Annotated in this window: 10 protein-coding genes and 1 tRNA gene; 6 read left to right on the plus strand and 5 right to left on the minus strand. The window is 62.2% G+C overall.

From position 1 onward, the window contains the following. Positions 1-268: 268 nt before the first annotated feature. A tRNA-Ile gene (locus ACWHVV_RS13250) sits at positions 269-345 on the minus strand. Between the two features lie 127 nt (positions 346-472). Here ACWHVV_RS13250 and ACWHVV_RS13255 point away from each other — a divergent pair. Continuing rightward, positions 473-1,048, plus strand: coding sequence for a hypothetical protein (locus ACWHVV_RS13255; RefSeq protein ID WP_447893972.1), 576 nt, complete (start codon positions 473-475; stop codon positions 1,046-1,048). Positions 1,049-1,051: 3 nt separating this feature from the next. On the opposite strand, the gene ACWHVV_RS13260 is transcribed toward ACWHVV_RS13255, so the two are convergent. From ACWHVV_RS13260 to ACWHVV_RS13275, 4 genes are all read right to left on the minus strand, one after another. Beyond that, positions 1,052-1,858, minus strand: coding sequence for an ABC transporter ATP-binding protein (locus ACWHVV_RS13260; RefSeq protein WP_447926661.1), 807 nt, complete (start codon positions 1,856-1,858; stop codon positions 1,052-1,054). Beyond that, a complete protein-coding gene (locus ACWHVV_RS13265; RefSeq protein ID WP_447929153.1) occupies positions 1,855-2,964 on the minus strand; it encodes a FecCD family ABC transporter permease in 1,110 nt (369 codons plus the stop codon). The genes ACWHVV_RS13260 and ACWHVV_RS13265 overlap by 4 nt, the downstream gene beginning before the upstream one ends. Before the next feature lie 118 nt (positions 2,965-3,082). Beyond that, a complete protein-coding gene (locus tag ACWHVV_RS13270) occupies positions 3,083-4,051 on the minus strand; it encodes a FecCD family ABC transporter permease (RefSeq protein ID WP_447929154.1) in 969 nt (322 codons plus the stop codon). 56 nt (positions 4,052-4,107) lie between these two features. Continuing rightward, entirely contained in the window at positions 4,108-5,049 is a 942-nt protein-coding gene (locus tag ACWHVV_RS13275; RefSeq protein ID WP_447926662.1) for an ABC transporter substrate-binding protein, read from the minus strand. A gap of 280 nt (positions 5,050-5,329) precedes the next feature. On the opposite strand from ACWHVV_RS13275, the gene ACWHVV_RS13280 reads away from it, so the two are divergent. The 5 genes from ACWHVV_RS13280 (at position 5,330) to ACWHVV_RS13300 (ending at position 12,581) form a co-directional block, all read left to right on the plus strand. Then, on the plus strand, positions 5,330-7,543 hold the full coding sequence (locus ACWHVV_RS13280) for a TonB-dependent receptor domain-containing protein (protein ID WP_447926663.1): 2,214 nt from the start codon (positions 5,330-5,332) through the stop codon (positions 7,541-7,543). A gap of 412 nt (positions 7,544-7,955) precedes the next feature. Then, positions 7,956-8,870, plus strand: coding sequence for a LysR family transcriptional regulator (locus ACWHVV_RS13285; RefSeq protein WP_447926664.1), 915 nt, complete (start codon positions 7,956-7,958; stop codon positions 8,868-8,870). Positions 8,871-8,968: 98 nt separating this feature from the next. Next, positions 8,969-9,844, plus strand: a complete 876-nt coding sequence (locus ACWHVV_RS13290) for an AEC family transporter (RefSeq protein ID WP_447926665.1) — start codon at positions 8,969-8,971, stop codon at positions 9,842-9,844. Positions 9,845-9,919: 75 nt separating this feature from the next. Beyond that, complete coding sequence (locus tag ACWHVV_RS13295) at positions 9,920-11,101, plus strand: PQQ-dependent sugar dehydrogenase (protein ID WP_447926666.1); 1,182 nt, start codon at positions 9,920-9,922, stop codon at positions 11,099-11,101. Positions 11,102-11,135: 34 nt separating this feature from the next. Next, positions 11,136-12,581 carry an ATP-binding protein gene (locus ACWHVV_RS13300; protein WP_447926667.1) on the plus strand — a complete coding sequence of 482 codons (1,446 nt, stop codon included), beginning with the start codon at positions 11,136-11,138 and terminating at the stop codon, positions 12,579-12,581. The last annotated feature ends 2 nt before the right edge of the window (positions 12,582-12,583 follow it).

Below are 12,583 nucleotides of genomic sequence, written 5' to 3' on the forward strand. Positions count from 1 at the left end.
CCATCTGGCGAGTGCTTGTTTCTTGCTGCCAAGCAGTTTGAGCTATATCGGTGAGCATTTTAAAGGGCGATATAGCTCTGCGCGCTCAAGACATATTAAGGAAAATAAATATTCTTTATTGATAGATATCATACACACCCAGCGGCGCTGCTTCAGCGTCTACCATATGTAATAGAGGTGCGAATAATAAATAGATAAACAAGCGGCGGGGAGCCAAGGACCAAGGGATTCATAACCCCCTGCTTTGAAGAAGCATCTAACATAGAATTGGTGGGCCCAGTCCGACTTGAACGGACGACCAAGGGATTATGAGTCCCCTGCTCTAACCAACTGAGCTATGGGCCCGAAAGGCGTGCATATCATAGCGAATGTGGCCGGGCGAGGCTACCCCTGGGGCGCTATCTTGATCTTATTGCGGCACTTTTGCACTGTGGGCGAGTCTGCTGATGAGTCCTTACTATGGAGACATGCCATGAAAGCCTTGTTTGCTCTTTTACCGCTGGTGCTGGCGATGCCGGTGTCGGCGGATTGGCAGCTGGATTCGAGCCAGTCCCAGGTGCAGGCGAGCATCACCCAGCTCGACGGCGGCTCGCCGCAAACCCATCATCATCAGGTGCGTGACTTGCAGGGCGAGATTTCGCCGGACGGCACCCTGCGCCTGCCGCTGAAACTCAGCCAGACCGACCTGCTCTCGCGCTTTGGCGAGCTGCCGGTATGGGCGCGGCTACTCACTGATTCCACGCTGGTGACGTTGACCGCGCAGATGCCGCCGGAGCGCCTCGATCGTCTGGATATCGGCGAGTCGATGGTCGAAACGCTCACCTTTCGCGTGCAAACGGAGGGCATCAATCAGCAAGAAGACGTGCCGCTGCGCTTCACCCGGGAAGGCTTGAACCAGGTGCGCGTGACCCACGCCGAGCCCATGGCCTTGAATGGCAGCACGCTCATGGCCAACAACACGGTGCGTACGGTGATGTCGCTGCTGGGCTATCAGCAAATTGCCGACCATGTGCCGGTCACCCTCGATGCAGTGCTGATCAACCGCTAGCGCCTAAGTAGCCGCCGCTCGGCGCACGCTGGCAATCAGGGGGCTGCCGGTGTCCGGGTCTTTCAAAAGCGTGCAGTCTACCTGGTAAAGCGTACGTACCAGCGCCGGGGTCACGACCTCGGCGGGCGTACCTTCGGCGACGATACGCCCTTCACACATGGCAATGAGATGGTCGGCGTAGCGGCAGGCGCTGGCCAAATCGTGCAGCACCATCACCACGGTGCGCCCTTCACGGGCAAGCTTTTGCACCAGTTCGAACACCTCGATCTGGTGGCCCAAATCCAGCGCGGAAGTGGGTTCATCGAGCAGTAGCAGCGGTGTTTGCTGGGCGATGGTCATGGCGATCCAGGCGCGCTGGCGCTGCCCGCCGGAAAGCGCCTCGAGCGGCCTGTCCGCCAGCGCCTCCAACCCGGCGGCCTTGAGCGCGTACTCGACGACCTGCTGGTCCTCCGGCGACCACTGGCGCAGCCACCCCTGGTGGGGCTGGCGGCCAAAGCGGATCAGCTCGGTGACGGTAAGCCCTTCCGGCGCCACGGCCTCCTGGGGCAGCAGCGCAAGCTTCTTGGCAAGCGCTTTGGCGGGTAATGCCTGGATATCGGCGCCGTCGAGCAGTACCGCACCGCTTTCCGGCTTGTGCAGCCGGGCAAGCCCCGAGAGCAGCGTGGATTTACCGCAGCCGTTGGGCCCCACAATGGCCGTCACCTGGCCGCTGGGCAGGTGAAGGCCCAGCTCGTTGATCACCCGGCGTGCGCCGTAGTTCATGTTCAGCGCCTGGGTGGCAAGCGTAGGTGTGTCGTGCGAGGTGCTCATGGGTGGCTCCGTTGCGGGCGCATCAAGATCCATAAAAGCCAGGGGCCGCCCACCACGGCGGTCACGATGCCCACGGGAATTTCGATGGGGGATAAAAGCGTTCGCCCGGCCAAATCCGCCAGTACCATGACCAGCGCCCCGGCAAGCGTGGCGGCCAGCACCGGTACGTGGCGTGAGCTTGAAAGCGAACGGGCGATTTCCGGGCCGATCAGCGCGACCATGCCCACCGGGCCTGCCACCGCGACGGCAAGGCCTGTAAGCACCACGGAAAGCGCCAACACTTGTATGCGACAAACCTTGACCTTCACCCCCAGCCCGCTGGCCACGGCGTCTCTAAAGCGCAAAAGCGTGAGCGAGCGCGCCAGCACCATGGCCAGCACGATACCCACCGCCAACCCCAGGGCCAGAAGCAGTACCGCATCGGGTGAACGGGCGTTGAGGGTGCCGACGGTCCAAGGGTAGGCGGCGTTGGCATCGTCGATGGGTACCCGAGCCAAAATGAACTGGGTCAGCGCGCCAAACACCGCGCCCACGCCAATGCCCGCCACGATGAACCGGTACCCTTGGGTGCCGCTGCCTGCGGAAAGGCCAAAGGTAATCGCCGCGGCGGTGGTGGCCCCGGCCAGCGCCATGGCGGGCGGGGCGATAGAAGTCCCAATACCGATGACCGAGGCGACCGCGAACGCCGTCGCGCCGTTATCGATACCGATGATACCAGGCGTTGCCAGCCGGTTGCCGGCCAGCGTCTGCATCAGGATACCCGCCAGTGCAAAGGCCCCGCCGGTCAGGCAGGCGCCAGCCAGGCGAGGCAGGCGAAGCTCCTGCACCATGAAGGTGGTCATGATGTCGCCCTGGCCCGCCAACGCCGGAATCACTTCGCTAATCGAAAGCGGCACGCTGCCAAAGGCCAGATACACGACCCCGGCTACCAATAGCGCGAGGACGAGCGCGCAGTTGACCCATACCGCGCGGCGCTCGAACAGTACGCTGTACGCCTGCCCATTGGCGTGCCAGGCCAGGCGCCAGTAGCCAGGCAGCGCCGGGTCGCTCGCTTTGAGTGCGCGCACGTCGTCCACCGCCTCGTGTTGGGAAGAGAGCTCCGGCATGTACTCAGGGCTCGCTGTCGTTTTGGTTGCCATCGTCACTGTTAACAGTAATTACCGTGTAAATAGTTATCGTGTAAATAGTTACCGTGGTAAAAGACCACGCCGCAAAGGCGCGGGCTCAAAGCATGGGTAAACGGCGGGCGCGTACTACCGCGATCAGCACCGGCGCGCCGCAAAGCGCGGTCAACACACCCAGCGGTAGCTCCGAGGGCGCGACCACGACCCGCGAAATGATATCGGCGCTCAGCACGATCAGGGGCCCGATGGGCAGACAGAACCAGAGCGTGCGGCGAATGTCCGGCCCGGCCAGTGCCCGGGCGACGAACGGTACCACCAGGCCCACGAACGCAATCGGCCCGGCGATTGCCGTAGCCGCGCCGACCAAAAGCGCCACACAGCCGATCACGATCCAGCGGATCAGTGAAGGATGATGGCCAAGCCCGGAGGCGGCGCGTTCGCCCAGCGCCAGCGCCGCCAGCGGGCGGGCAGTGAACACCACCATTACCGCGGCCACGGCCAGGCTTGGCAGCACGGCGGCCAAATCCTCGAGACGCCGCCCGGCCAGGCTACCCACGACCCAGAAGCGGATCTCGTCCGCGGCGCGCTGGTCATAAAGCAAAATCAGCGAGGTCAGCGAGCCCAAAAGCCCGGAAAACGCCGCACCGGCCAGCACCAGGCGCACCGGGTCGTTGCCCACGCCGCGAAAGCGCGCCACGCTCAGCACACAGACACACCCGGCCAGCGCCCCCAGCTGGGCCACGGAAATACGCAGGGTCGCCGCGCTCGCGCCGAGCACCAACGCCAGCGCAACGGCGAACGCCGACCCGGCACTCACGCCCAAAAGCCCCGGCTCGGCCAGGGGGTTACGCGATACCGCCTGTAAAAGCGCCCCGGCCACACCAAGGGCAACCCCCACCACGATGCCGATTAGCATGCGCGGCGCGCGAAGCTCCTGCACCACAAAGCGCGCCTCGCTGTCGGCGCTGCCCTGCAAAAGCGCCAGCACTCGCACCGGCCCTACGCTTCCGGCGCCGATCAACAGGCTCAGCACACTCACCGCCACGAGGGCGGTGAGCAGATACATCATCAGAACACGGGGCGTTTGGCGCGTGACCGCCCCGCTAAGTGCGTGGGCGATTCCGGTCACGGCAGCAAGGCGTTTTCGATACTATCCAGAATGGCCATGGCCGCCAACGGGCCGCTGGCGCTGCTCCAAAGCTGGCCATCGACCGGTATCACTCGGTCTTGCTGTACGACGTTCAGGCGGTTGAAGGCATTGCTCTGTTTGGCGGCGTCCAGCGCCTCCTGGCCGTCTTCGTTGAGCGTGGCCAAAAACAGCCAGTCGCCGTCGACCATGGAAATATTCTCCAGGCTCAGCGCATCGCTGTGGGCGCTGCCCTCTTCGACCAGCCCGGCATCACTCACATCGATACCCACGCGGTTGAGAAGCCCGGTGGCAATCAGGTTTTGCGACATGACCATGGGGCCGCTGGGCATCCAGCGCACCACGAAGGCGTTCTCGTCCGGGTGGTTTTCCTGAATCCTTTGTGAAAGTTCTTCGACCCGCGCTTCCACCGCCTGAATTGCCTCTTCCACCGCCTCCTGGCGGTTGAGCGCTTCGCCAAACAGGCGCGCTTCGGCCTCCCAGTTGTCCGGCTTGAAGGTCTGGGTCGGCGGCACGATGGTGGGCGCAATGCGCGAAAGCAGCTGGTACTGCTCTTCGGGGAGCTGGGCGGCGGCCAGGATCAAATCCGGTTTTTGGGACAGCACGGCTTCGATGTTGATTTCACGTACCACGCCGACCATCTCCGGGCGCTCATCGTCGAAGTACTCGGTCACGTAGTTGGCCACATCCGTGCCACCACGGGTACTGACAGCGCCCAGCGGCATGATACCGGCGGCAATGGCGGTGTCCAGCGCGCCTTCGTAAACTGTCACCACGCGCTCGGGGGTGCCTTCGACATCTACCTCGCCAAAGCCGGTTTCGAGCGTCCGCGCCTGGGCGTGCCCCGCGAAAAGTGCGCTGACCAAAGCACCCGCCATTGCCAAACGGCCTACCGTGTTACCCCGCGCTGTACCCGCCATCGAAACTCTCCTGTTTGTTAGTGCCATTGATAGTAACGATTCTCAAAAGCAATTGCATTACCAATTTATCCTCTCCCCCGCCCCTCTTTGCAAAAATGCCGGAGCGCCGTTAGCGGCGGGCCGGCGATGCAGCGCACTTTTCGCCAAGCGTTCCGTATAAAGCAACACGGTGTTCCTCAATTTTCGCTCGATATCGGGAACTATTATTTTTAGACTTCCAATTACATTTGATAACAAGTCTCATTAACAAGATAACCACTTTCATCGCAAGGGTTCTTCAATGCCTCGTTTTACTCGCACCGCCATTGCCAGCGCCGTCGCCCTGGGCGCTTTTGCTACTGCCGCGCACGCCCAGCAGGTGACCAACAACCTCGACGATATGGTCGTGACCGCCGCCGGGTACGAGCAAACGCTGAACAATGCGCCGGCCAGTATCTCGGTGGTCACCCGCCAGGAACTCGAGCAGAACCAGTTCACCAACGTGGCCGAGGCCATTGCCGATATTCCCGGCGTGGATACCCGCGCCGGTACCGGCAAAACCGGCGGGCGGGAGATTTCGATTCGCGGCATGCCCAGCGACTACACCTTGATCCTGATCGACGGGCGCCGCCAGAACACCTCCGGCGATGTCACGCCCAACGGTTTTAGCTCGACCTCCACCAGTTTCATGCCGCCGCTTTCCGCTATCGAGCGTATCGAAGTCATCCGTGGGCCGATGTCGACACTTTACGGCTCCGACGCCATGGGCGGGGTCATCAACATCATCACCCGCCGGGTGGGGAGCGAATGGGCAGGGTCGGTCAGCGTCGAGACTTCCTTCCAGGAGGACCGCGACGAAGGCAACAGTTCCACCCTCAACCTCTACGCCTCGGGCCCGCTGGTGGAAGACACCCTCGGCGTCCAGCTACGCGGGCGTTTGTTTGACCGCGCAAGCTCCGAGCGCCTGGTCGAGGACAGCGTCGGCCGTGACCCCCGCCCGGCGGAGGCACGCATCTACTCGATCGGCGGCCGGGTGAGCTTTACCCCGGACGACACCCACGAAATCTGGCTGGACGCCGAGCGCGCCCGCCAGACCTACGATAACGACGACTGCCGCCTGGGAAGCCTGGACGGCCTGCGCCGCAGCGACTGCGAGACGCCAGAACCGGACGCCTACTTCGGCTACGAGGACGAGCTGCGCTTCAACCGCGACCAGATCGCCCTGGGCCACTCCGCGCGTTTGAGCGCGGGCACCTGGGACAGCAGCATTACCCGTAACGAAACCGAGTCCCTGGGCCGCACGTTGCCCGCGGGTAACGCCCCGGCTTACGGCTACGTGGCCCAGGGCGGCGAGCCGCGCCAGCTCGAAAACCGCGACATCGTGGTGGATACCAAATTCGTGGCGCCGCTGGATGATCACATGGTCACCGTGGGCGGCCAGTACATCGACGCCGAACTCATCGACGCCACCGCCGGGAACGAAACGTTCAGCCAGTCGAGCTGGGCCGTCTTTCTCGAGGACGAGTGGTTTTTACGCGACGACCTGGCGCTGACCCTGGGCGGGCGCTATGAGCACCACAACGCCTTTGGCGGCCACTTCAGCCCGCGCGGCTATCTGGTATGGAATACCACCGACGAGTGGACGCTCAAGGGCGGCATCAGCCAGGGCTATAAGACCCCGACGCTGAACCAGCTGCACGACGGCGTTAACGGCTTTGGCAACCAGGGGCTCTCGGCGAGTCTGGGCTCACCTAATCTGTCGCCGGAAAAGAGCACCAACTACGAAATCGGCGCGATCTACGACAACCTGGATAACTTCTCCGCCGGGGCGACGGTCTTCTTTACCCAGTTCCGTGACCGTATCGCCAATGGCGACGATCTTCCGAACTGCCAGTTTGTCGATAGCAGCGGCAACCGTCCGTTTGCGGATGCGGCCAACTGCATCAGCGTGGGCGACTTCACCACCCAGGATAGCTTCAATCAGGAAATCAACGTCGACCGCGCCGAAACCCGCGGTATCGAGCTGACCAGCCGCTACCAGTTCGCCCCCCAATGGAGCATCAGCGGCGGCTACACCTACACCGATACCGAAGTGACCTCCGGCGACAACGAAGGCCAGGCGCTGACCAACGCGCCCAAACACAAGCTGACCGCGGATCTCTCCTGGGCGATCAACGCGCGCTGGACCACAACGCTCGAAGGCGAATACTACGCTTCTCGCGACCGCTTTAGCGGCAGCGTCTCGGGGAACTCCGCCGCGCTGGTCGAACAGGTGGGTAACGACCTGGATGGCTATGAGCTATTCAATCTGCGCTCGTCTTACCGCTTCTCGGACAACGTTCGCCTGACCGGCCGGGTCGACAACCTGCTCGACAAGGACTTCTCCGACTACGACACCTACACCTTCGACGGCGATACCTACGTCGCCTACCGCTACACGCAAACCGGGCGCTCGAATACCGGCGTGGCGGTGGATGGCCGCAGCTACTGGCTCTCCGCCACCTATGACTTCTAAGGCTGGTTGCTTTCGATCGATGCTCTCTGATCTCGCTTACTGATTTTAGCCCCGGCAAACACCGGGGCTTTTTTTAGCACGCTACGAACACCCCGCCCCCGGCTCCCCCAACGCAAAAACGGCTACCCGTGGGTAGCCGTTTTCAGCCATACATAAAGGCTGTGAAGCAAGCGCGGAGACGGCGCTTGCGATCAGAGTTCGTCTCAAGGGGAAAGCCATGACGATGTTCCTATGTGATCCATTTTTTAATTGGTTTTTGAATGCTAATTATTAGCATTCACATGGCCACATACTCTCGTGGTGTAGCGGTGGGACACGCCGTTCAACGAGGTGGAACAGGAATGTCTCTTATTTTCATTTACACGGCAAACTGGCACAATGAGCGCAATATCACTGCCCGCGGGCCTTTCTCATGTTTGATTTCGATGAACTTGCCGCCTTTTCGGATGTGATGGCGACCGGCAGTCTAACGCGCAGCGCTCAGAAGATGGGTCTGGCCAAATCCACCCTGAGCCGGCGTATCAGTCAATTGGAAGCACGCTTGAACCAGCCGCTTTTAAGGCGCCAGGCGAACCAGCTGATTCCAACCGAGGCGGGGCTATTATTTCACGGCTACTGCAACGAGCTTTTAGCCTTGGCCGGGCAAAGCCAGGAAGCGCTTTCGGAGCTGCGCGAAGAGATTAGCGGCAAGATCACGCTGGAAGCGCACGGCGTACTGGCAAGGGACTGGGTCGCCGGCGTGGCCGAGACGTTTCTGGCCCGCTACCCCGGGATCGAACTGACCCTGCGCTGCCGTGAAACGCTGTCCGCCAAACTCGATAGCAACAGCGTGCATATTTGGCTTGGCAGCATCGACGACTGCGGCCTGAACCAGGAGCGGCTGGGCCAGCTTACCCGCGGGCTTTACGCAAGCCCGCATTACCTGGCGCAAGCGCCTGCGCTGACCCATCCAAGCGAGCTCTACCAACATGCCTGGATCGACCTGCTCGATACCGCATCGAAGGGGCTGGCGCTTTATCACGCGGATGCGCCGGAATACGTTTTCTCCCCGCCCCGCTCGCGGCTGCGCGTGGATTTGACCGTGATGCATATCAACGCGATCGCCAGCGGCCAGGGCATCGGGCTTTTGCCCCACTGGATAGTCGACCAGCGCGAAGCGCATCACCCGGGCGAGCTGGTGCACTGCCTGGCCGGGTGGGAGCCCAAACCTCTGCCGGTGTCGCTGCTTTACGCCTACGGCCATCATTCGCGCCGGGTCAGCGCGCTGCTAAGCTTTCTGCGCGAGCGCGTGCCTACGCCGTGGCAGGTGCCGCCCCTTTCGGCCTAGCTGAAAAACCGGGCTTTTTGCCGGGCCGCGCCGGGAAACCTTGCCAGCTAACGACCTAATTGCCGACAATAGGCGCTTACGCTCGCCAAGGACGTTCCATGCTCGTTGAACTCTTCGCCGTCATGGCCCCGGTGCTCGCCGGGGCCGGGCTCGGCTTTATGTGGGTCCGTTTGGGCTACCCCTACCCGATCGATTTCGTCACCCGGCTGGTGTTCAATATCGGCACCCCGGCGCTGGTGCTGGCCTCGCTTGCCGGTGCCTCGATCGATGCCCATACGTTCGGTAAAACCATGCTGGCCACGGCCCTGGTGCTGAGTCTCATGGGGCTGATGGCCTTTGGGGCCGCGCGGCTTTTGCGCAAGGACTGGCGGGTCATCCTGGCGCCCATGATGTATCCCAATACCGGCAATATGGGCCTGCCGGTGGTGCTCTACGCTTTTGGCAGTGCCGGGTTTATCTACGGCATCACCATCATGGTGACCGTCTCGCTTTTTCAGTTCACGATCGGCGCGATGCTCTCGAGCCGCGGCAATCCGCTCAAAACCCTGGTCAAAACCCCTACGGTCTACGCGATTTTGATCGCCACGACGCTGCTTTTGACCGACACGGCGCTGCCGGCCTGGCTTGCCAACACCGTGGACCTGATGTCCGGGTTTACCGTCCCGCTGATGCTGATCACCCTGGGGGTGTCGCTTGCCAGCATCCAGGTCAAGAACCTGCGCTCCGGCATTGGCTTTAGCCTGGTCCGCATTCCACTGGCCGCCGGGCTTGCCTGGCTCGTCTCGACGCTTTTGAATCTGCCGCCGCTGGGTCAGAGTATTTTGATTTTGCAGATGTGCATGCCGGTGGCCGTGTTCAATTACCTGTTCGCCCAGCGCGCCAAGCGCGAGCCGGTCTACGTGGCAAGCCTGGTGTTCTGCTCGACCCTGCTGGCGCTTTTCTATCTGCCGGCGCTGCTAGCGCTGATGATGTAGCGTTTAACGGAACCTACCCCGTTGAGCGTAGTCACTGCTAGATTAAGTATAATTCCCAAGCCGGAGATCACGCTCATGACGACAACGCCTGCCTTGGCGCTCACGCACCTCGACCGCCGTGCTTCACCGCTTTTTTCACCGTTACTGGGCGGGCTGTTACTGCTGGGCGGTTTGCATAGCGCCCAAGCCGAGGTCATTACCGACGCCGTGACCACCGATGCCGCCACGTTTTCCATCGAACGCGTGGCCGAGGGCTTTACGCGCCCCTGGGCGGTCGCCTTTCTACCCGACGGGCGGTACCTGGTCAGCGAGCGTAGCGGTCATCTCAACCTGGTGGATAGCGAAGGCCAGGCGCAGGTGCTCAGCGGCATGCCCGATGTGAGTACTCAGGGCCAGGGCGGGCTTTTGGACGTCGTGCTCCACCCGGATTTTGGCGACGGAGAACACGACTGGATCTATTTCACCTGGAGCAAGCCCGACGCCAACGGCACGCGTACCGCACTTTCGCGGGTGCATTGGGAAGGCGAAGAGCTGGGGGATGTCGAGCACCTTTTCGAGCAGGACCGCGCCTCGGGCCCTGGCCGCCACTACGGCTCGCGTCTGGCATGGCTCGATGACGGCACGCTGTTGATGAGCGTGGGTGACCGGGGCTCCGACCCCAGTCGCGCCCAGGCAAGCGATGACCATGCGGGCTCTACCCTTCGCCTGACCGACACCGGCGCCGCCGCCCAGGACAACCCCTTTATCGACGATGCCGACACCCTCGATGAGATCTATACGCTTGGCAACCGCAACATTCAGGGCATGGTGGTGCGCGAAAACGGCCAGGCGTGGGTCTCCGAGCATGGCCCGCGCACCGGCGACGAGCTGAACCTGATCAAGGCCGGCCACAACTACGGCTGGCCCGAGGTAACCCTGGGCAACGACTACGCCACCAATGAGCCGCTGGGCGCGAACTCGGCCCCCGGCATGACGGACCCGGCGGTGGACATGGAGGGGCGCTTTGCGCCCTCCGGGCTTGCGGAAGTCTCAAGCGAAGGCTTTGCCCGCTGGCAGGGCAACCTGCTGGCCGGCGGGCTTGCCAGCGAAAAGCTCGAGCGTTTCGTGATCGACGGCGAGCGCGTGGTCGAAAGCGAGGTCGTACTGGAAGGTCAGATCGGGCGTATTCGCGATGTGCGCCAGGGCCCGGATGGCGGCATCTACCTTTTGACCGATAGCGACCAGGCCGGGCTTTATCGTCTGATGCCGGTCGATTAATCTTTGACACCTTTTCTGGCACGATGGATACCCGATGCGCTTACGTAACTTAATGATTTTAACGGTCATCGTGCCGCTATTTATGGCACTGGTCGTGTTTAGTTTCGTGGCCATCAAAGCGCTCGAGGACAACGTCCGTTCCAAGCTTCAAACCGAGGTCGAAATCATCACCCGGGCGCTGAGCACCTCATTGAGCTACGCAGTCGCCCGCGACAGCGCCGCCCCCCTCGAGGAGGCGCTACAGTCCGCGTTCTCGTTTCACCGTATTTACGGCGCTTACGTATTCGACGTGCAGGGCCGGGAAATTTACGGCCTGGGGCTGGGTAAAAACCTGTTTACCCCGGATGAAATTCAAAGCGTCATCGAGCGCGACGACCTTTACAGCAACTACCGCCAGCACGACGGCTGGACCTACTACTCGGCGCTGATTCCCCTGCGCACCCAGGACGGCAGCGTGTATGGCGTCCTGCAGGTCAACCGGCTCAACACCGGCATCGAAAACTATACGGGCTTTATCAGTATCGTCGCGGTGCTGGTGTTCATCATTGGTGCCGGCGGCATCGTGCTGAGCATCTGGTGGGGCTTCCGCCGCTATATCGAACGGCCTTTGAACCAGCTCTTGCGTGTTATGCTTTTGGTCGAGGACGGGGATCGTAGCCAGCGGGCAAGCGTCGAGGGGCCGGTCGAGTACCGCCGCCTGGCCTCGGGGCTCAACGGAATGCTCGACGCCATGGCCGAAAAGGACCAGGACATCGACGCCCGGCGCCGGCGCGAAATCGAGCTCGAAAAGCGTCTGCGCAAATCCAAAAAGCTTGCCGAACTCGGCGTACTCGCCGCCGGCGTTGCCCACGAAATCGGCGCGCCGCTTACCGTCATCAACGGCCAGGCACAGCGTCTGGCCCGGCGGGATGTGATCGGCGACGACGAGCGGGCAAGGCTTGGCCGCATTCGTGGCGAGGTCGAGCGCATCGTGGAGATCGTACGCCAACTGATGGAGCTTGGCCGCCAGCACAATGTGGAGAAAGACCGACAGTCGCTTGACCACCTGATCATGAGTGCCAGCGAGCTGGTAGAAGAGGAACTGGAGCCGCGCGGCATTCGCCTCGATATCAAGCTCCCCGACCCGTCGCTTTGCGTGCTGGTCGACGGTCAACAGATCGTGCAGGTACTGACCAACCTGCTGCGCAACGCAGCGCAAGCGCCGGATGTCAGCCTCGTGCAGGTACGCGCGCAGCAGCAGGAAGACGAAATAACGCTGATGGTCGAGGACGACGGCCCGGGCATTCCGGCGTCGAATCACCAGCAGGTGTTCGACCCGTTCTTTACGACCAAGCCCGTAGGCCAGGGCAGTGGCCTGGGGCTTTCCATGGTACACCGCATTATCAACGATCACGGCGGGACGATTGGCGTGTTCGATAGCGCCCTCGGGGGGGCCGGGTTTGAAATCACCCTCCCCTTGAGTGAAACCGCATCCGCTTGAGG

This window comes from Vreelandella sp. EE27 (assembly GCF_968206495.1).